Genomic DNA, 19,252 nt, shown 5'->3' with positions numbered 1-19,252 from the left:
GCGCTCGTCTCGTCAAGCCAAGCCGCGCGTAGGCCGAGCGGGCGGGCTCGCCTCCGCGGACGGCCGTTCGGGCGGGCTCGCCTCCGCGGACGGCCGCGCGGGAGGAGGGGTATCGCCTTGCGTACGGGCGCTCGCCGGGCGAGGATCGAGGGGCAGGCGACAGACGAAGCGCGCGCCGTGAACCGAGGCCGGCGCTCCGCGGCGCGGGTGTCCGCCGCCGTCGCCGTCTTCTCCTTCTGGCTCCAGCGCGAGGGCGAGCGTGCCGCCGTGCCGCCGGACGATCTCGGTCGAGATCGACAGCCCGAGGCCGGTCCCCTGCCCTCGCGGCTTCGTGGTGAAGAACGGATCGAAGATCCGCTGGGCGAGGTCCGGCGGAACGCCCGGCCCGCCGTCCGAGATCGCGACGGCCGCCATGTCCTCGTCGATCCAGGTCTCGATGCAGATCGCCGGCTCGCCGGGCGTACGCGGCGCCGCGCCCCCGCCGGAGGTCCCCTCCTCTGCGGGCGCGGCGGGCGCCGGCGGCGCCTCGAGCGCCTGGATGGCGTTGACGAGGAGGTTCATGAACACCTGGTTGATCTCGCCGCCCCTGCAGGTGACGGGCGGCAGCTCGCCGTAGCGCCGGATCACGTCGATGCGCGCTTGCCGGAGCCGCGGGCCGAGCAGGAGCAGCGTCTCCTCGAGCCCCGCGTGCAGGTCGACCGGCAGCGGCTCGCCCGAGACGCGCGAGAAGCTCTTCAGGTTCGTGACGATGCGGACGCTGCGCTCGACCGCGCGGTGCACGAGGGTCGAGATGCCGGCGAGATCGTCGAGCGCCGCCTCGGTCTGGAGCCGCTCGCGGAGCGCCTCGAGCGCGCGGCGGCGCTCGCCCGGGAGATCGCGCGCCGCCTCGCGGTACGCGTCGAGGACGGCGCGGAGCTCCGCGGCGCGCTCCTCGATCGGCTGGGCGGCGCCGGCGATGGCGTTCAGCGGGTTGTAGATCTCGTGCGCCACGCCGGCCACGAGCTCGCCGATGGAGGCGAGCCGCTCGCCCTGGATGAGCGCGGCCTGCGTCCGCTTCAGCTCGGACAGGGCGCGCGTGAGCTCCGCGGTGCGCGCGGCGACGTTCTCCTCGAGGCCGGCGCGCTCGGCCTCGAGCTCGGCGATCGTCCGGGACAGCGCCTGCCGCATGCGCTCGACGCTCTCGCCGAGGCCCACGACCTCCTTCGGCCCTGACAGCCGCGGCACGGCGGCGTCGAGCTCGCCGCGCGCGACCTCGTCGGCGGCGCGCGCGAGCCGCGCCATCGGCCGGGAGAGCTCGCGCGCCGCGCGCGCGACGACGCCGAGGGCGGCGAGGACGAGGAGGGACAGCGAGGCGAAGAGCGCGGCGATGGCGTTGAAGTCCTCGTCGAACGACGAGCCGGTGGCGAGCGCGCGGTAGAGGCCGATCGAGGAGAAGAGCGAGAGGAGCCCCGTGAACAAGAGGGGCAGCCCGAAGTCGCGCAGCATGCGCCGCCGGAGGGGCGTCGGGGGCGCGCCGCCGTGCTCGGGCGCGCCCGTCCAGGCGCGCAGGAGGTCGACCGCGCGGGCGACCGAGTCCTTGTGCCAGGCGCGCTGGTAGAACGAGACGCCGAAGGCGAAGAGGGCGCCGAAGCCGAGCTGCATGAGCGCGTCGGCGACGCTGGAGGTGGCGCCGACGCGCACGTAGGCCATGCCGATCGCGGTGCACCCGAGCCACAGCGCGAAGTTCAAGGAGGCGAGCACGTCGGGGAGCCGCTCGGCGCGGGCGAGGCCGCGGCCGAGCAGGGCGCGGGCGCCGGAAGGGCCGGCCGCGAGGGCGGCCAGGATCGGGCGCGTGGCGGGGCGCACGGCGAGCGTGAAGCCGAGGGTGCCCGAGAGGGCGAGGAGGGGGACGACCTCGAACCACGCCTGGAACACGACCTGGCTCTGGGTGCGGAGGAACGCGACGCAGAAGAGCAGCATGACGTGCCCGCCGACGATGCCCGCGGTCACCGCCGACTCCGCGAGCCTCGGCCGGAGCGCCGCGGCGAGGGCGCGCGCCGAGGCGGCGTCTCCGGCGCCGCCCTCGACGGCGCCTTCGCGGAGCAGGGCGCGGTAGATCGCGCGGCGCATGCCGCCCGCCATGACGCCGAAGGCGACCGCGGTCACCAGGAGGCCGAGCCACGACGGCGGCATCGCGCGGCCGATCCCGAGCGGGCCTGGCCAGGAGGGGGGCGCGGTCGGGGCGCCTCGGAACGCGAGCGGCAAGACCGCGAGCGGCCACGAGAGGGCGCGGATCGCCGCCGCGACGGCGAAGCCGCGGTCGCCGCGGCGGGTGAGCGCGCCCGAGAGCGCGGCCGAGGCGGCCAGGGAGGCCAGCAGGAGGATCGCCGGCCACGGCGTGGTGAGGGCGGCGGGGACGACGGCGGAGAGGAACAGGAGCGCCGAGAACAGCTCCCAGCCGGTCGCGACGAGCTCTGCGCGGACGCGCGGGGCGCGGAGCGCGGCGGGCGGGGGCGGCGGCGGTGTGTTCACGAGGCGGGCCGCATGGAAGCGCAGGGCGCGCGCCCTCGCAACGGCGCTCCGGCCCGCGGCGGGGCGCGCCTCCGCGCGTCAGCGGTCGGGGAGGCGCACGCCCGGGAGGACGGTGCGCCGCTCGACGACCTCGTCGAGCGCGTCGGCGTCGATCAGGAGGTGCGCCCGCAGGCTGTCCTCGATCGCCGAGAACACCTTGCCCTGGTAACGGATCTCGCGGCCGGGCCCGGCCGCGAGCCAGTAGTTGCCGCCGGGTTCGCTGCCGTCGCCGGCCGCGCTCGGGCTGGCGAGGAGCGGCTCCGCGTCGCCGGGGAACGGATCGGGCGGGGTCGCGAAGCCCGGGAACGACGGCGCGGGCGGCGCGGGTGCGAAGTGCTCGGGGCCCGCGGAGAACGTGAGCGACGCGCCGGGCTCGAAGCTCACCGACAGGGCGCCGCCGCGCGCGGCGAGCACGACGCCGGGCGTGCGCTCCTCGACGACGACCTCCTCGATGACCTTCCCGGAGACGAGCAGGAGCTTGTGGCTGCTCGTCACCTGCGAGCTCTCGGCCGTGAGCTCGCGGCGCAGCGCGATCTGGTGCGAAACGTAAAATTGCAGGTTCTTCACGTCGCTGTCGCTCAGGTCGTGCTGCACCCGGAGCTCGTGCGTGAACGGGACGAGGCGGGGGCCGCAGCCCACGACGAGGAGCGAAAGGAGCGCCAGGAAGAGCGGGGCGAACGCAGTGGACAGGCGCCAGCGCGCCGCGGCGTGGGTCGTGTGGACGGAGAACGGCATGGAAGCCCTCGTTGAGGAGGCCGCGGCGAGACCGCCGCGGCGCACCTCTTCTTCTCTTTGCAACGCAGCGGCCGGGCGCAGCTTACAGCGGGCCGGCGAGCCGCTCGCCGCGAGGGCGCCCGGCGACGCCACGGCGGAGTCGCCGCCGCCTCCGGGGCACGCGACGGGAGGAGGCGCTCAGCCGGCTCCAGGGCGATTGGCGATGTCCGCCAGGTGCTGTTTCAGCACCTCCGCGCGGACCGGCTTGACCAGGTGCACGTCGAACCCGGCCTCCCGGGTCATGCGGCGGTCCGATTCCTGGCCGTAACCGGTCATCGCGAACAGCGATAGGCCCGCGAGGCCCGGAATGCGACGCAGCGCGCGCGCGACGTCGACCCCTGTCATGCCCGGCATGCCGATATCGAGCAGCACGACGTCCGGCCGGAGCTGCGCCGCGAGCTCGAGCGCCGAAGGGCCGTCGAACACGGCGTGCACGTCGTTGCCCATGCGCTTGAGCAGCAGCGCCATGCTCTCGGCCGAGTCGCGGTTGTCGTCGACGACGAGGATGCGCAGCTTGCGCCCGGCTTTCGTCGCGGGCGCGCCCGCCGTCGGCGGCGCGACGGGGCGCGTCAGCCGCGGCAATCGCACGATGAGCTCGCTGCCGCGGCCGGGCCCCTCGCTGAGCGCCTGGACCGTCCCGCCGTGCAGCTCGACCAGCCGGCGCACGATCGTCAATCCGAGGCCCAGCCCGCCCTCGACGCGATCGAGGCCGCGATCCCCCTGCGTGAACAGATCGAACACCTGCGGCAGCAGCTCGGGCGATATCCCCGCGCCGTTGTCGCGGATACGGAGGATCGCGTGCGCGCCGTCCGCCTCGAGGGTGACCCGGATCGAGCCGCGCGGCGGCGTGAACTTCGCCGCGTTGTGCAGCAGGTTGCTCACCACCTGCGTGAGCCGCGCCAGGTCGCCCGAAACGATGGCGAGCGGCCCTTCGGGCAGCTGCAGCTCCAGGGTCTGCTCGCGCGCGTCGATCCAGGTCCGGGACGCTTCCGCCGCGCGCGTCACCACGTCGGCGAGATCGATCCGCTTGGACTCCAGGGCGATCTTGCCGCGCGTGATGCGGCTCACGTCGAGCAAGTCGTCGACGAGCCGCACGAGCTGACCGAGCTGCCGTTCCATCAGGCCGGCTGCCCAGACGACCTGGGCGTTGTCCTTGCCTTCGAGCTTGAGGACGCTGGTCGCGTTGGCGATCGGCGCCAGCGGATTGCGCAGCTCGTGCGCCAGCATCGCCACGAATTCCTCCATCTGGCGCGCGTTGGACTCCATCTGCTCCAGGCGCTTGCGCTCGCTCAGGTCGCGCGTGATCTTGGAGAAGCCGCGCAGCTCGCCGCTCGGGCCGTGGATGGCCGTGACGAGGACGCTTGCCCAGAACGACGACCCGTCCTTGCGCACGCGCCAGCCTTCGTCCTCGAAGCTGCCTTCGCGCCGCGCGGCGGCGAGCACCGCCTCTGGCCGGCCGCGCTCGATCGCCTCGGCCGGATAGAAGCGCGAGAAGTGCGTCCCGATCACCTCCTGCGCGGAGTATCCCTTGATCCGCTCCGCGCCGGCGTTCCACATGGTCACCCTGCCCTCGGGGTCGAGCATGAAGATGGCGTAATCCTTCACGCCTTCGAGCAGCGTGCGGAAGCGCTCCTCGCTCTGCCGCAGCGACTCTTCCTGGCGCTTGCGCTCGGTCAGATCGCGCGTGATCTTGCAGAAGCCGCGCAGCTCGCCGTCGGGGCCGTGGAGGGCCGTGATGATGACGTTCGCCCAGAACATCGAGCCGTCCTTGCGCACGCGCCAGCCTTCGTCCTCGAAGCGGCCCACGCGCCGCGCTTCGGCGAGCTCTGTCTGTGGCCACTTCCGCTCGATCGCCTCGGCCGGATAGAAGCGCGAGAAGTGCGAGCCGATCACCTCTTGCGCGGAGTATCCTTTGATCTGCTCGGCGCCGGCGTTCCACGTGATCACGCGCCCCTCGGTGTCCAGCATGAAGATGGCGTAGTCCTTCACCCCTTCGACCAGCAGGCGGAATTGCAGATCGGCGCCGAGCCCCGTCGGATCCATGCGACACAGCCTACTGCATGGTCACACGTTTGCCACGCGGCGAGGCTCTCCGTTCCCGTCCTGCTCTCCGCGTCTGCGAGCCGTCATCGTGGCGGCCGGCAGCGGCGAGCGACGAGCACAGCAATGGCCACATGAGCCGGCGTCGAGAGCGCCCGCCGGCGGCCGCGCAGGGCCACCGCTGCCCGCTGGAAGGGTTCGATAGTACCAGGGCGGGCTCATCGATTGTGGCGCCATCGAACGTGGCCCAGTGCGATCCACCCAACCTCGACGGCACCGGGGTTGTCTTGCCCATCAGCGCCGAGGGCGCGCGCCGCACGGCGCCCCAGCTCCTCGGCCAGCCGCGGCGTGGAGGGGCCATAACGGCGCCGTGGATGGGTCGAGAGCAGGTTATCGCGCATCCCTGCGAACCCCCCGGCATGCGTGGAGTGGAACCCGCGGCCGGAACGGCGCGAACCGTCGGAGTGGACATCGCTCCAGGCGGCGCGGCGCCTACTCCCAGTACAGCGTCGCCCGCCCGATCGCGGTGAACGGCCACCCCGGCGAGTAGTGGATCCCGGTGACCGGGGCCGGCTCGTACGGCAGCCGCGACTCGCTCGCGAACTGGACCTCGCGCCACGTCGTGTCGAAGAGGTTCTGGATGTCCACGGCCACCTCGACGTTCTTCCACCGCAGCCCGGCGTTGGCGTCGACGACCGTGAACCCCTCGGCGGTGAGCGACTCGTCCTCGGTCGCGGGCCGCGCGCCGATCGCCTTGACCCGCAGCGCCGCGAACGGCGTGAACGCGCCGAGCGTCGGGCGGACGCCGACGCCCGCGGTCAGCGTCCGGGTCGGCGCGAGGGCGACAGCGCTCGCGTTGCCGGCGTTCTCGCGGAAGCGCGCGCGGGTGAAGGTCGCGTCCACGTCCGCGAAGAGCCAGCTCCGGAGCCGGTAGCGCCCGCCGATCTCGATCCCGTAGCGCCGCGTCTGCCCCGACGCCTCGGTCGCGCCCGCGTCGCCGCTCCAGACCAGCTCCGAGTCCAGGTCGAGCAGGAACGCGGCCCCGCTCAGCGACAGCCCGCGCAAGGGCGCGACCCGCAGGCCGACCTCGTAGCCCGTCGCGGGCGTGATCAGCGTCGCCGCCCCCTCCCCCAGCACCGCGCCCTGCGCGTCGTTCGAGTGGAAGCCCCGCCCGAAGTGGGCGAACAGATCGACCCCCTCGACGGGCGACACGATCGCCGTGAGCTTCGGGAGCAGCTGCATCTGTCCCCGGGCGCCGCTCGACCTGTTCCCCGCCGTCTCGAGGTCCTCGCCCGGGTCGTCCACGTTGACGTCGATCCACTGCGCGCGCGCCCCGAGCACGACGCGGAGCCAGCGCCGGAGCCGGGCGTCGTGCTCGACGTAGACGCCGATCTGGCTCTCGTCGACGTGGGTCCTGCTCTTCTCCTCGATCCGCTCGCGCGCCTCGTCGTGGTGGAGGGACTTGTCGATCGCGTCCGCGCGGATCTGCGCGCCCAGCGAGGTCGTGAACCTCGCCCCGCCGATCTCGTATTGCCTGCGGAACCGGAGATCGGCGCCCCCGACGGCGCGGTCGTCGTTCTGCTCGATCTGGTCGCCCCGGACGGGGTCCTCGCTGAAGAAGGTGAAGTTCGAGTACAGCGTGAAGCGGTACCGGACGAGGTAGGCCAGCGCGCTCAGATCGGCGTCCCGCCACGCGGTCGAGGTTGCAACGGACGCCATGTGCCGCTCGGTCGCCCCGCCCTCGGTCGGATCCACGGCGCCGAAATGGTCGATGCACGGCTGTCCGAACGCCGACGGCGGCGGGTTCAGGCCGCCCTGCTCGCCCTCGCCGCACACCGCGCGCGCGGGGATCTGGCCGGAGCCGTGCCAGGTCGATCCGTACGACATCCAGGTCATCTGGACCTTCCCGGTGTTGCCCAGATCGTGCGTGGCCCGCAGGTACACGTTGAAGCGCTCGAGCCGCTCCGGGCTCAGGAACGGCCCGTCGTTCCGGTAGATCTCCGCCGCAGCCACCGCGCGCCACGCGTCGCCGAGATCCGGCGAGGCGATGACGAGGCCGCGCTGGATACCGTACTGCCCCAGGCTGACCTGCGCGTGGCTCTCCTCGAGCTTCTCGGCGAAGCGCAGGTTGACGGCGCCCGCCGTACCGAAGTCGCCGATGCTCGCGTAATAAGGCCCCTTGTACCCGTCGAGCCCTGTCACGAGCTCCGGGATCATGAAGTAGAGATCGGTGAAGCCGTGCCCGTGGCCGTGGCTGACCATGTTGACGGGCACGCCGTCGACGAAGAAGGCGACGTCGGTCCCGTGGTCCGCGTCGAATCCGCGGAGGAAGTACTGGTTCGCCTTGCCGCCGCCCGCGTGCTGCACGGCGAAGAGCCCGGGGACCGACTCGAGAAGGTCGCCCGGCCGGAGCCTCGGCCTGAGCTCGAGCTCCCGGTGTCCGACGGAGACGCGCGACGCGGCCTCGCTGCCCGGCTTCTCCGCCTGGATCGTGACCTCGATCGCGGCGTCGCCCGCGGGCGCGCCCGCGCCGGTGGGCTCTGCAGCGGCGGCCTCCGGCGGGGCAGCGGGCGCCTCGGGGGTGTCGCCCTCGGCGCGCGCGGGCCGCGCGGCGGCCAGCACCATGGATAAAGCGGCGAGCAGATGAAGATGAAGCAGATGAGATGGATGGCGGTGCCCGTGGCTCGTCGTGACCGTCTCGCGCAGCATTCGTGTCCTCCTTCGCTGCAATCGCGCGGAGCGGCGCCGTGCCGCTCGCGTCGAGCTCCGCGAGGACGAAATGGCTGGCCATCGCACGGTGCGCTGGACCGACCTCTCGCCCCCACGGGCGACCGGAAGGCGACGCGGGGGGCGGTTCGGTATCCGGGACGTGGCAGAGGCAGAGCTGCACCGGCTCGGACCTCACCGCCTCCCTCGAGGCTCCCAGGTCGAACCGGCGCCGGATGTCTCCCGCCGCCGGGCGCTGGCAGGTCTTCGGGCTCGCGAGCGCTCCGGTCAGACCGGCTCCCTACTGTCCACCGCTTCCCAGCCCTCGACGGGCCAGTGCTTGGGGTGGAGGTCGTTCTCGCTTACCGCTGCGGGGCAGCCCCGGAGTTTCACCGGGTTCCCTCTTCGGCCCAGGCGAACGCCCGGGCACCAGCGCGGCGCGCACCCTATGGCCGTGCGCCTTCGGCTGTCAATCGCTACCGCTCCCCTCGCCCGCCCGCGCGGATGCCGCGCAGGCCGAACGTTCGGGCTCTAGCGAGGATGGGCTCGCTCCTCCGTGGGTCGCGTGCTACACGGCCGCGGCCGTATATGCCCCGTAACGATCTCCGCAATATCGCCATCGTCGCCCACGTCGACCACGGGAAGACGACCCTCGTCGATCACATGCTCCGCCAGTCGGGCGCCTTCCGAGAGAACGAGGTCGTGGCCGAGCGTGTCATGGACTCGAACGACCTCGAGCGGGAGCGCGGCATCACCATCCTCGCGAAGAACACGAGCATCCGGTACCGCGGGGTCAAGATCAACATCGTCGACACGCCCGGCCACTCCGACTTCGGCGGCGAGGTCGAGCGCACGCTCATGATGGCCGACGGGGCGCTCCTCCTCGTCGACGCCGCCGAGGGCCCGCTGCCGCAGACGCGCTTCGTGCTCTCGAAGTGCCTCCAGCGCGGCTTCCCGGTCATCGTGGTCATCAACAAGATCGACCGGAGCGACGCGCGCGCCCACGAGGTGCTCTCCGAGGTGTTCGACCTCTTCTGCGACCTCGAGGCCGGCGACGCGCAGATGGACTTCGCGACGCTCTACGCGATCGGGAAGTTGGGCCAGGCGAAGCGCGAGCTCGAGCACGAGGCGAAGGACCTCGAGCCGCTCTTCGAGACCATCCTCGAGCGGGTCCCCGGCCCCTCCGGCGACCCCGACGGCCCGCTCCAGGTCATCGTCTGCAACACGACCCACGACGACTACGTGGGCCGGCTCGCGGTCGGCCGGGTGGTCCGCGGCACCGCCCGTTCGGGCGCCGACGTCGCGCTCCTCGGCGAGGGCGGGCAGTCGCGCGGCTACGTGAAGATGCTCTACGCGTACGAGGGGCTGAAGCGGGTCGCGGTCGAGAGCGCCGTCGCGGGCGAGGTCATCGCCATCGCGGGGCTCGAGTCGGCCACGATCGGCGACACGATCACGGATCCGGCGCACCCCGAGGCGCTGCCGCGCATCGTGGTCGAGGAGCCGACGATCAAGATGAAGGTCGGCGTCAACACGTCGACCTTCGCCGGCAAGTGCAAGCAGTCGAAGTACCTGACGAGCCGTCACCTGAAGGAGCGGCTCGAGCGCGAGGCGATGAAGAACCTCGCGATCCGCGTGGAGCCGACGGACGTGCCCGACACGTTCGTGGTGCTCGGCCGCGGCGAGCTCCAGCTGGCGATCCTCGTCGAGACGATGCGGCGCGAGGGGTACGAGATGCAGCTCTCGAACCCCGAGGTGGTGACGCGCGAGATCGACGGCGAGGTGATGGAGCCGCTCGAGCTCGTGGTCGTGGACGTGCCGGACACCTACGTCGGCATCGTGACCGAGCGCCTCAGCTCCCGGCGCGGCCGGATGGTGAAGATGACGAACCCCGGCTTCGGCCGCGCCCGCCTCGAGTTCCGGGTGCCGTCGCGCGGGCTCATCGGCTTCCGCGGCGAGTTCCTGACCGCGACGCGCGGGACGGGCCTGCTCAACACGATGTTCGACGGCTGGGCGCCCTGGGGCGGCCCGATGATGCGCCGCCCGACCGGCGCCATCGTCGCCGATCGCGCCGGCGTGTCGACCCCGTACGCGCTGCACCACCTGCAGCCGCGCGGCATGTTCTTCATCGTCCCCGGCGTCGAGGTCTACGAGGGGATGATCATCGGCGAGCACAACCGGCCGAACGACACCGACGTCAACGTCATCAAGGAGAAGAAGCTGTCGAACGTGCGCAACCACGGCAAGGACGAGAACGTCCTCCTGGCCAGCCCGCGGCTGCTCACGATCGAGACGGCGATGGAGTGGATCGACGGCGACGAGCTCGTCGAGGTCACGCCCGACGCGGTGCGCGTCCGCAAGAAGGTGCTCGCGTGCAACCGCCGGGAGCGCCGCGAGGACGCGATCGAGCAATCGCAGGCGGTGGAGTGAGCGGCGGGGGCGTGCGGAGCATCCGACGCGCGCCCCTGCCGTGCCTGCCGCGCGATAAGATGCCCTGATGAGAACGCCGCTGCTCTTCGCTTTCCTGGCTTCGCTCGCCGCGCTCTCGGGGGCGGGCGCCTGCGGTGGGGCGGTCGTCGTCGACGGGCTCCCCGGGAGCTCCGACGGCGCCGGGGGCGCGGGCGAGGGCTCGCAGTCGGCGAGCTCCGGCGGGCCCTCCATCGAGGAGCAGATGGCCTCGTGCGATTTCTTCTGCTCGCTCTTCGACGGCGTCACGTGCCCGGAGCTCCGGTGCAGCGAGCGCTGCGCCGACCTGCTCTCCGAGCAGCGCCCCTGCAACGCGCTGACCGCTCCTTTCTTCGATTGCATGGGCGAGACCGTCATCTCCGCGGACCGGATCCCCTGCACGTTCCTCGCGCCGTCGATCGCGTCGCTCTTCGATTGCCTGAGCGGGCGCGATCCGACGTGCACGACCGATTTCCTGCCCCAGACGTGCGACGCGCCGTTCGAGAAGCTCAGGGCGTGCCAGCGCGATCAGGGCCGGTAGCGGGGGCGCTCGTCGCCTGACGCGCGCGGCCGCGCGCCGGGGTCGAGGGCGCTCCGGAGCGGCCCGAGGGCGTCGGCGACGAACGTGACGAGCGCCTTCACGCGCGGCACCCCGCGCGTATCGCGGTGCACCCCGAGCCACAGCTTGCGCCCTGGCGGCGGCGAGGGCGGCGAGAGCAGGTGGAGGCCGGCGGTCACGTCGCCCAGGTAGCGGGGCAGGCAGACGAGCCCGACGCCGGCGACCCCCATCGTCGCCTGGGGCTCGCGGCCGTTGGTGCGCGCGGCGACGCGGGCCTTCGCGGCGACGGCGCGCACCCACGACAGGTCGGCGATCGCCGGAGGATCGTCGTTCATGGTGACGAGGGTGTGGCCCTCGCACTGCCGGCCCCAGTCCGGCGGGCCGCGCTCGGCGAGGTAGGCCTCCGAGGCATACAGCCCGAACCCGATCCGCGCGACCTCGCGCTGGAAGACCTCGTGGTGCTCGAACGCGGCGGGGCGAAGGGCGATGTCCGCTTCCCGCCGCGGCAGGCTCAGCCAGCGCGCGTCCGCGATGAGATCGACGGAGATGGCGGGGTGGCGCGCGAGGAACGGGACGAGCAGCGGCCCGAGGACGCGCGTGGCCAGCCACTCGGACGCGGTGATACGGAGGTGGCCTCTCAGGCCTGCGTCGCGTCCGGCGGCGGCGCGCTCGGCGGCGAGCGCGTCCTGCTCCATGCGCTCGGCGTGGCCGAGCACGCTCTCGCCCGCGGCCGAGAGCGCGAACCCCGACGGCGAGCGCTGGAAGAGCCTCGCCCCGAGGCGCCGCTCGAACGCCGCGACGCGCCGCCCCACGGTCGGCTGGGTGACCTTCAGCGCGCGCGCGGCGGCGGAGAGGTTGCCGTGCCGCGCGACGGCGAGGAAGTAGCGCAGATCGTCCCAGTCGAGCATGGCTCCGGGGCGCGGGGCGCTGCTGCCGGAGAGCGCTCCGCGCCATGCAAAGGTGCATGCCGAGTCTACGTCGATGGTGGATCCCCGGGCAACGGCGGACCGCGCATGCTCTCCCGCGTGCGTTCCCGCACCCGCGCACTCGCGCTCTCGCAGGTCGCGTGGTTCACGTCGGATGATCCGATGGAGGCTGGCATGTTGACGAATCGTCGTGAGTTTCTCCACCGCGTGACCGGCACGGCCGCGGCGGGCTTCCTGGGCTCGGCCCCGGCCGGGACGACGTCCTGTGCCGCGCAGCACGGGCCGGCGCCGCCGCGGCCGGCGGCCGGGTCGACGATCAAGGCGGTCGCCTTCGACGCCTTTCCGATCTTCGATCCACGCCCGATCGCGGCGCTCGCGGAGGAGCTCTGTCCTGGCAAGGGGGCGTCGCTGAGCGAGGCGTGGCGCACCCGGCAATTCGAGTACACGTGGCTCCGGGTCGCGTCCCACGAGTATGCCGACTTCTGGCAGGTGACGGCGGACGCGCTGGTGTTCGCCGAGCGCGCGCTGGCGCTCGATCTCGGGGAGGAGAAGCGGGCGCGGCTCCTCGGCGCCTACCTCGATCTCCGGGCGTGGCCCGACGTGCTGCCGGCGCTCCGGGCGCTGAGGGGCGCCGGGATCCGGCTCTCGTTCCTGTCGAACTTCACGCCGAGGATGCTCGGGGCCGCCATCGAGAGCTCGGGTCTGGGGGGCCTGTTCGAGCACATGCTCAGCACGGACCGGGCGAGGACGTACAAGCCGGATCCTCGCGCGTACCGGATGGCGCTCGACGCGTTCGGCCTCACGCGCGAGGAGATCGCGTTCGTCGCGTTCGCCGGCTGGGACGCCGCGGGGGCCCGGTGGTTCGGCTATCCCACGTTCTGGGTCAACCGCCTGGGCCTGCCGGCCGAGGAGCTCGGCGTGAGCGCCGACGCGACGGGAGCGGGCCTCTCGGATCTTGTGGAGTTCGTGAAGGAGAGGGCGTGACCGGCGGGGGCCATTCATCGTCTGTAATCTGGTGAGGCATCATGCAGAGTCACATGCGCCCGCATACCTGAGCGAGCCGCCGCAGGCATGTTTGTATGATGAATTTCATCGGGAGGCGCTCGCACACTCACATTTGCATGATGGTTTACTTACTGATGCGTCAGCGCAGCCAGATATGCATGCTGGATTACTTCATGGTGACGCGCCGCAGGCACTTTTGTATGACTTTTCACTCAGGAGCCGCCGGGCAGAGGCGCTCGTGCGATCCCCTGGTCCCTGGGCTCCCTGGAGAGGCGGCTCCGGGAGCTGCGGAGCTTCGAGGTGCTGCGCAGGATGCGACTCCGGGTGCCGGCGGATGCCCGTGCGGGCGCTCGCGTGATGTGGTGAGGAGGCGCTCGGCGCGCGGGTCCCGTCACGGGGCCTCTCCGCTCCGGGCGCGCCTCACGGCGGCGAGGTCACGGCGCTGCGCATGGCGCGCATGGAGTCGCGGGCGAACCGCGCCTGGACCCGGCGCGCGTAGGGATAGCCGAGCCGGGCGAGGAGGTGGTTCGGCCGGGAGACGGCGAAGATGTCGTAGGCGACCTCGCCGGAAGGCTCGTCGTGCTCGACGAGGAAGCGCTCCTCGCCGCGCTCGCCGTGCTCCTCGAGCGTCCCGTAGGCGAAGCCGAACCGGCGCACAGGGCCGCTCGTCTCATCGACCGTGTAAACGATCCGGCACGCGTTGAGCCAGTGAATCCCGAGCACGCGGACGAGGATCGCCACGGTGACGCCGGCCTGGAGGGGAGCGTCGGGATAGCAGAGCTCGACCCAGCCGAGCCGGAACTGCGCCCAGCGCCGCATCGCCTCGACAGCGCGGTCGAAGAGCGCGGCGCCCTGGCCGAGCACCGCGCGGTGGTGGTCGACGTTGAAGCCGGCAGGCGGCCGCGGGCGGCCATCGCCGGCGCCGGTGCAGCCGACCTCCGCGTACGAGAGCGGCCGGCCCGCCTGGCGAGCGAGGAAGGCGCGGATCGCGGCGTCGGAGGGGCGGGCGCGGGAGAGCACGAGGGGCAGGATAGCCGATCACGGAGACGCCATCTTGATGGCTTTCCAGCCACGACGAAGCACGAGGAGCACCTTCGCGGCTGACCGGCCTGCACGGATCCGAAAAACCTCTCGCCGAGGGATCAGCATGGACAGGAGATGTGCTGGACGATCGCGAAGCGGGCTTCAGGCGCGCTTCGCAGGTCGAGGACAGCGGCGCGTGCGCCACGCGACCTCGCGTGTGCGGCTGGCACCTGCCAGCGAGCGCTGATACGCTCCTCGGCGACTCGTAACAGCGAGGAGGTGCATGGCCAATGGACATGCAGTTCAAATTTCACGACGCCGATGTCGAGGCCGACCAGCTGGACACGATGCTCGAGAGCTTGATGCGCGACATCGGCACCGCCGGCGCGGCCCCGTCCCGCGTCGTCGAGGGGCGCCTCCCCAGGAACGCCAAGGGAGACGCCTTCACCGTCGGCGCGATCGCGCTCGCCGCGCTCCCCGCGGTGCTTCCCCAGGTGATTCAGCTCGTCAATGAGTGGGTCGTCCGCGCGCCGAGGCGCCGCATTCGCATCCGGGGGAAGAACGGCCTGGAGGTCGAGTTCACCTCGGACAAGCCGCTCGGGGAGAAGGAAGTGCTCGACCTCGCGCGCCGCATCAGCGCAATCAAATGACAGCCATGGACAGAGATCCTGTGCTGGGCGGACGGGACCGCATCGCGCTCATCATCGCGAACGGAATGTATGCGGACGGCAGGTTGCGCTCGCTTCAGGCGCCCGCCCTCGACGCATCGAAGCTCGCCGACACGATGGGAAACCCGGACATCGGCGATTTTCGGGTCCAGCTCTGCGTCGATGGCAGCCAGCTCGAGGTCCGGAAGGCCATCGGCGCGCTCTTCCATCGCCGCCATCCGGAGGATCTGCTCGTCCTCTACTACTCCGGTCATGGCCTGAAGGACGACTGGGGTCACCTCCACCTCGCCACACACGACACGGAGAAAGAGCTCTTCAGCGCGACCTCGGTCGACGCGGCGTGGATCAGCCGCCAGATCGATCAGTGCCCCGCGAAGCGCATCGTCCTGATCCTCGACTGCTGCTACAGCGGCGCGTACGAGAACTCCGCCAAGAGCGAGCAGGACAGCGTCGACATCGCCGGGACGTTCATGGGAGACGGCTCGGGTCGCGTCGTGATCTCCGCCACGACGTCGGTTCAGCTGGCGTGGCAGGCCGACCAGCCCGTGGGGGTGCCCCCGCAGTCGATCTTCACGCGCCACATCGTCGAGGGTCTGTCGACCGGCACAGCCGATCTGGACCGGGACGGATACGTCGATGTCCACGAGCTCTGCGAGTACGTGCAAGCGAGCATCAAGGCCGAGGGAGGCCGGCAAACCCCGCAGATGTGGACGCAGAAGTACGAGGGGCGGCTGCGCATCGCGAAGGCCCCGCTCCGGCCCACGATCCCGGCGTCGGGCGGGAACGCCGCGATCACCTACGAGCTCTTCGTGTGCAACGGGCCGCTCGCAGGTCGGCGGTTCGTGCTCCACCCTGGAGAGTTCAGGGTGGGGCGAGAGCCCGATTGCTTCATCCGCCTCGATGATCCGAAGGTGTCGCGAAAGCACGCGACGATCGTCGTCGGAGCGGACGAGGTGCGCGTGATCGACCAGGGAAGCACGCACGGGACCAAGATCGACGATGAGCGCATCACGAGCGCCTTGCTCCCGCAAAACGGCCAGATCGTCGTCGGGGGCACCGTGCTCAGGCTGGTCCGTTTGGAGGCCCCAGGCACACGTCAGACCGCGGAGACGGTCGCGCACCCGCCAACGGCGCCGAAGAAGCGCTCGGCCACCCTGTTCACTCCCTGACGCCTGGCGCAGGCGCGCCCGCGCTATGCTTCGGCGCGCCCGGCGAGCGCGGCCCCTCCCGGTGGGTGTGACCGCGCCCCAGGGTGAAGGGGCACCGCTCGCCCGCAGCCCGCGGGCGGCCTGACCGCCCTCCCGTCGATGCACAAGGACCTCCTCGATCTCCTCCTCGCCCTCGACCGCGTGCCGCAGGATCCGCGCTGGCACCCCGAGGGCGACGCGCTCTTCCATTCCCTGCAGGTCTTCGACCTGGCCCGCCGCGAGACCGCGGATCGCTCGCTCTGGGCCGCGGCCCTGCTCCACGACGTCGGCAAGGCGTTCGCCTGCGCCGACCACGCCGAGGAGGGGGCCGACGTGCTCGCGGAGCTCGTGTGCCCGCGGATCGTCTGGCTCGTGCGGCACCACCTCCACCTGCTGCGCGCGCCCGGCGCGACCCGGCGGCGCCTGCGGCGCACGAAGGCGCTCGCGGACCTCGCGCGGCTCCGCCGCTGGGACGTCGGCGGCCGCTCGCCCGAGGCGACCGTGCTCCGCCCCGAGGCCGCCGTGGAGCTCCTGCTCGACGGCGCAGACTGGACCCTGCTCTCGATCGGCGGCGAGCCCGCCCCCTCCGATGACCTGCGAAAGGAGCCGCTCGCCTGAGCGCAAGATCCGCCGGGAGGTCCTCTGCGACGACGTCGACCGCTGGGGCGACGATCGCCGGCTCTGGGGCGGCGAGGCCGAGCCGCCCGGGCGAGCGCGGCTCTGCGCCGCGGTGCGGGACGCGGTCGCGACCGCGCTGACGGCGAAGCAGCGGGAGGTCGTCGAGGCGTATTTCTTCGACGGCCTGTCGCAGGGCGAGATCGCTCGCCGCCTCGGCGTGGCGCAGCAGGTCGTGCAGAAGCGCCTGTTCGGGGCGCCGCGGGGCGGCCGGGTGGTCGGCGGCGCGATGCTCCGGCTGCGGCAAGCCCTCGAGCCGGCGGTCGCCGCGGCGCCGGCGCGGGCGGCGGCGGCGCAAGCGACAGAAGCGCCGGCGCGGGCGGCGGAGGCGCGCGCGGCGCGGGTGGCCCGATGAGCGCCGAGCGCTTCGGCGGGCTGCGAGCCCGCATCGCCGCGGAGGCCGCGCGCCTCATGTACGACGAGGGCGTGGACCAGTACTTCACCGCCAAGCGGATGGCCGCGAAGCGGATCCTCGGCCAGGTGGAGGGGCGGCGAGCGCGCTACCGGCCCGCGGACCTGCCCTCGAACGGCGAGATCCGCGAGGCGCTGCTCCTCTTCGCCGAGCGCGCCGAGGGGAGCCAGCGGACGCGCCGGCTCTTCGCGCTGCGCATCGTGGCGCTGGAGGCCATGCGCGCGCTCGCGCCGTTCTCGCCGCGGCTCATCGGCTCGGTCTCCACCGGCCATATCCGCCGCGGCAGCGACGTCGATCTGCACGTGTTCCCCGCCGACGAGGAGGCGCTGGAGCGGCACGTGCGGGCGCTCGGCTGGACGTTCGACCGGGAGCGCGTGACGATCCAGAAGGGCGGAGAGCTCCGGGAGTACGTCCACTACCACGTGGCGGACGTGGCGCCCCTCGAGCTCACGGTGTACGCCCCGCGCGACCTGAGGACGCGGCCCCGCAGCAGCACCGATGGAAAGCCGATCGTGCGCCTCGGCGTCGCCGCGCTCTCGGCGCTCTGCGCCCGGGATCACCGCGGCGCGTGGGAGCGTTACCTGGAGACCGGCGAGGTGGAGGGCATGGACGCGCTGCTCGAGGCGGACGAGGACGAGCCGCTCCCCGGGCCGTTCGATGGGCTGCTCCACGGTACCGGCGGCGCCGGCGAGGACGGCGACGAGCCGGCCTGCGCCGAGCCCGGCGAGGAGGACGACGCAACTCAAGACTACGAGCCGCTCCCCGGCTTCGAGGACACGGCTTGAGGCCCGCCCGCAGGCGAGGAGGGTCCGGCGCTCCTGCGCTCCCGCGGCGGCACGGAGGGAACTCGTCGTTCGCCGAGCGCGATGGTCGACACCGATGGATGGATAGGACGACTCGCCGGATTCGGATCCTGCGGTCGTCGCTGGACTCTGCCGCTTTCACCCGCGCTGCGAGGCCGATGAACCTCCTCGCATCGCCGCGCGGCGAGGCGAACGTCGGACGACGCGCCGGTGTCGCGGCGTGGCGAGGCTTGACCCTCGCGATGCCCCGGTGCTCTCATGGCGCGGTGAAGCCTGAGGCCCCGCCCACCCCCAGCGCGATCGCGGCGCCTTCCGGAACGGCGGCGGCGGGGGTGATGTGGCGCGCGCGGGGGCGGCTCCACCTCACGGTGATCGCCAAGGCGACCTTCACCTTCGTCGACGGCGCAGAGATGATCCCCATCGAGCCGCAGCCGATCATCGATGCCGACATCCACCATCACAACAACCCGGGCCGCAGCGTCCGGTTGACGAGCGACCTCGCGCCCTACCTCGCGCGCATCGACGTGTTCTTCACGGGCCACGCGCACGCGCCGCCGGGCCCGCCTGCGGCGCCCTTCTCCGTGCGCCTCGCGCTCTTCGCCGGCGAGCGGCCGATCCTCGACAAGGCGCTCTCGATCGAGCCCGGCGGCGCGGAGAAGGCGATCCCGCTGGTCTATGAGCGCGCATTCGGGGGGATCGGCATGGCCGACAACCCGTTCGGCACCGATCGCCCGGCCGTCCTGGATCCCTCGCGGCGCGACCGCCCGGCGGGCTTCGCGCCGATCGGGAGCGTGTGGCCGTCGCGCAGGCGGCTGCTCGGGCGCACGACCCGCAAGGCGCTCGAGGGGCCCCTCCTCGAGATCCCCGACGATTTCGACTGGAGCTACTTCCAGGCGGCCCCGCCCGATCAGCGCGTCGAAGCCCTGGTCGGCGACGAGTGGCTCGTGCTCGCGGGGCTTCACCCGACGCTCGCGGCGCTGCGGACGCGGCTCCCCGGGGCGCGCGCCCTCGCGCGCGTCCATGGCCTCTCCGCGTTCGGCGTCACGGAGGGGCAGCCGCTCGATCTCGTGCTGGACACGCTGCACGTCGATGGCGACCGGCAATCGTGCTCGCTGGTCTGGCGACGCAGCTTCCCGCTCGCGGATGAAGCGGCGCTCGCGGCGGTGCGTGTCGTCGTCGGCGTCGAGGTGCCGGGCGCCCTGCCCGCATGGCTGGCTCCTGCCGAGATCGCGATGGCCGCCCCGAGCGCCGTCGCGGCGGCCGATCCGACCGAGGTGACGCTCAACCGGTCCGATCAAGACGTCGAGGCGCGCGATCGGCGCGGCGCCGCCCAGCGCCCCGACGCGACCGTCGCGCAGACGAAGCGAGCCCCCGTCGGGTCGGCGGCCCCGCTCCCGCTCCGCCCGGGTGCGGAGCCGTCGCCCGCGGCGGCGCCCAGTCCGCAGACGCCACGCCCACCGAAGGGGCATTCCATCTCGTAGA

The 19,252-nt window shown here is 72.4% G+C and carries 15 protein-coding genes and 1 riboswitch; of the genes, 9 read left to right on the top strand and 6 right to left on the bottom strand.

Annotation, left to right across the window (positions count from 1 at the left end; translation table 11 throughout):
- Positions 1–12: 12 nt before the first annotated feature.
- The 4 genes from WMF27_RS04870 to WMF27_RS04855 form a co-directional block, all read right to left on the bottom strand.
- Positions 13–2,511 carry a sensor histidine kinase gene (locus WMF27_RS04870; protein WP_437761416.1) on the bottom strand — a complete coding sequence of 833 codons (2,499 nt, stop codon included), beginning with the start codon at positions 2,509–2,511 and terminating at the stop codon, positions 13–15.
- Positions 2,512–2,589: 78 nt separating this feature from the next.
- Positions 2,590–3,285, bottom strand: coding sequence for a DNA-directed RNA polymerase (locus WMF27_RS04865; protein ID WP_437761417.1), 696 nt, complete (start codon positions 3,283–3,285; stop codon positions 2,590–2,592).
- A 177-nt stretch (positions 3,286–3,462) separates the two neighbouring features.
- Positions 3,463–5,367 carry a hybrid sensor histidine kinase/response regulator gene (locus WMF27_RS04860; protein ID WP_437761418.1) on the bottom strand — a complete coding sequence of 635 codons (1,905 nt, stop codon included), beginning with the start codon at positions 5,365–5,367 and terminating at the stop codon, positions 3,463–3,465.
- A 489-nt stretch (positions 5,368–5,856) separates the two neighbouring features.
- Positions 5,857–7,989, bottom strand: a complete 2,133-nt coding sequence (locus WMF27_RS04855; protein WP_437761419.1) for a TonB-dependent receptor — start codon at positions 7,987–7,989, stop codon at positions 5,857–5,859.
- 322 nt (positions 7,990–8,311) lie between these two features.
- A riboswitch (cobalamin riboswitch) is annotated at positions 8,312–8,519 on the bottom strand.
- A 91-nt stretch (positions 8,520–8,610) separates the two neighbouring features.
- Between WMF27_RS04855 and typA the strand changes: the two genes are divergently transcribed.
- Both typA and WMF27_RS04845 read left to right on the top strand, forming a co-directional pair.
- A complete protein-coding gene (gene typA / locus WMF27_RS04850; RefSeq protein ID WP_437761420.1) occupies positions 8,611–10,497 on the top strand; it encodes a translational GTPase TypA in 1,887 nt (628 codons plus the stop codon).
- A gap of 67 nt (positions 10,498–10,564) precedes the next feature.
- Positions 10,565–11,053, top strand: coding sequence for a hypothetical protein (locus tag WMF27_RS04845; RefSeq protein WP_437761421.1), 489 nt, complete (start codon positions 10,565–10,567; stop codon positions 11,051–11,053).
- Here the strand turns inward: WMF27_RS04845 and WMF27_RS04840 are convergent.
- Positions 11,041–11,979, bottom strand: coding sequence for a LysR family transcriptional regulator (locus tag WMF27_RS04840; protein WP_437761422.1), 939 nt, complete (start codon positions 11,977–11,979; stop codon positions 11,041–11,043). The two genes, WMF27_RS04845 and WMF27_RS04840, sit on opposite strands and share 13 nt — an antisense overlap.
- A gap of 192 nt (positions 11,980–12,171) precedes the next feature.
- Between WMF27_RS04840 and WMF27_RS04835 the strand changes: the two genes are divergently transcribed.
- The gene (locus tag WMF27_RS04835; protein ID WP_437761423.1) at positions 12,172–12,981 is read left to right on the top strand and encodes a haloacid dehalogenase type II; all 810 of its coding nucleotides are present in this window, start codon (positions 12,172–12,174) and stop codon (positions 12,979–12,981) included.
- A 441-nt stretch (positions 12,982–13,422) separates the two neighbouring features.
- On the opposite strand, the gene WMF27_RS04830 is transcribed toward WMF27_RS04835, so the two are convergent.
- Positions 13,423–14,022: a DUF1990 family protein gene (locus tag WMF27_RS04830; protein ID WP_437943885.1), complete on the bottom strand. Its 600-nt coding sequence runs from the start codon at positions 14,020–14,022 to the stop codon at positions 13,423–13,425.
- 299 nt (positions 14,023–14,321) lie between these two features.
- Between WMF27_RS04830 and WMF27_RS04825 the strand changes: the two genes are divergently transcribed.
- The 6 genes from WMF27_RS04825 (at position 14,322) to WMF27_RS04800 (ending at position 19,251) form a co-directional block, all read left to right on the top strand.
- Complete coding sequence (locus tag WMF27_RS04825; RefSeq protein WP_437761425.1) at positions 14,322–14,675, top strand: hypothetical protein; 354 nt, start codon at positions 14,322–14,324, stop codon at positions 14,673–14,675.
- 5 nt (positions 14,676–14,680) lie between these two features.
- The gene (locus WMF27_RS04820) at positions 14,681–15,862 is read left to right on the top strand and encodes a caspase, EACC1-associated type (RefSeq protein WP_437761426.1); all 1,182 of its coding nucleotides are present in this window, start codon (positions 14,681–14,683) and stop codon (positions 15,860–15,862) included.
- A 138-nt stretch (positions 15,863–16,000) separates the two neighbouring features.
- Complete coding sequence (locus WMF27_RS04815; protein WP_437761427.1) at positions 16,001–16,498, top strand: HD domain-containing protein; 498 nt, start codon at positions 16,001–16,003, stop codon at positions 16,496–16,498.
- The gene (locus tag WMF27_RS04810) at positions 16,470–16,910 is read left to right on the top strand and encodes a sigma factor-like helix-turn-helix DNA-binding protein (protein WP_437761428.1); all 441 of its coding nucleotides are present in this window, start codon (positions 16,470–16,472) and stop codon (positions 16,908–16,910) included. Before WMF27_RS04815 ends, WMF27_RS04810 begins: the two co-directional genes overlap by 29 nt.
- A complete protein-coding gene (locus WMF27_RS04805) occupies positions 16,907–17,752 on the top strand; it encodes a nucleotide-binding enzyme (protein ID WP_437943883.1) in 846 nt (281 codons plus the stop codon). Before WMF27_RS04810 ends, WMF27_RS04805 begins: the two co-directional genes overlap by 4 nt.
- Positions 17,753–18,036: 284 nt before the next feature.
- On the top strand, positions 18,037–19,251 hold the full coding sequence (locus tag WMF27_RS04800; RefSeq protein WP_437761430.1) for a DUF2169 domain-containing protein: 1,215 nt from the start codon (positions 18,037–18,039) through the stop codon (positions 19,249–19,251).
- The last annotated feature ends 1 nt before the right edge of the window (position 19,252 follow it).

The organism is Sorangium sp. So ce281 (assembly GCF_051527395.1).
Lineage (GTDB): Bacteria > Myxococcota_A > Polyangia > Polyangiales > Polyangiaceae > Sorangium > Sorangium cellulosum_B.
The sequence above is the reverse complement of the archived record's forward strand: the minus strand, read 5'-3'. Positions and strand labels throughout refer to the sequence as shown.

Excerpts from the sequence above, each read along its gene's own strand:
- WMF27_RS04825 (WP_437761425.1), top strand. The coding sequence starts at position 14,322 with ATGCAGTTCAAATTTCACGACGCCGATGTCGAGGCCGACCAGCTGGAC.
- WMF27_RS04840 (WP_437761422.1), bottom strand. The coding sequence starts at position 11,979 with ATGCTCGACTGGGACGATCTGCGCTACTTCCTCGCCGTCGCGCGGCAC.
- typA (WP_437761420.1), top strand. The coding sequence starts at position 8,611 with ATGGGCTCGCTCCTCCGTGGGTCGCGTGCTACACGGCCGCGGCCGTAT.
- WMF27_RS04865 (WP_437761417.1), bottom strand. The coding sequence starts at position 3,285 with ATGCCGTTCTCCGTCCACACGACCCACGCCGCGGCGCGCTGGCGCCTG.
- WMF27_RS04845 (WP_437761421.1), top strand. The coding sequence starts at position 10,565 with ATGAGAACGCCGCTGCTCTTCGCTTTCCTGGCTTCGCTCGCCGCGCTC.
- WMF27_RS04805 (WP_437943883.1), top strand. The coding sequence starts at position 16,907 with ATGAGCGCCGAGCGCTTCGGCGGGCTGCGAGCCCGCATCGCCGCGGAG.
- WMF27_RS04855 (WP_437761419.1), bottom strand. The coding sequence starts at position 7,989 with ATGGTGCTGGCCGCCGCGCGGCCCGCGCGCGCCGAGGGCGACACCCCC.
- WMF27_RS04815 (WP_437761427.1), top strand. The coding sequence starts at position 16,001 with ATGCACAAGGACCTCCTCGATCTCCTCCTCGCCCTCGACCGCGTGCCG.
- WMF27_RS04860 (WP_437761418.1), bottom strand. The coding sequence starts at position 5,367 with ATGGATCCGACGGGGCTCGGCGCCGATCTGCAATTCCGCCTGCTGGTC.
- WMF27_RS04835 (WP_437761423.1), top strand. The coding sequence starts at position 12,172 with ATGTTGACGAATCGTCGTGAGTTTCTCCACCGCGTGACCGGCACGGCC.
- WMF27_RS04820 (WP_437761426.1), top strand. The coding sequence starts at position 14,681 with ATGGACAGAGATCCTGTGCTGGGCGGACGGGACCGCATCGCGCTCATC.
- WMF27_RS04810 (WP_437761428.1), top strand. The coding sequence starts at position 16,470 with ATGACCTGCGAAAGGAGCCGCTCGCCTGAGCGCAAGATCCGCCGGGAG.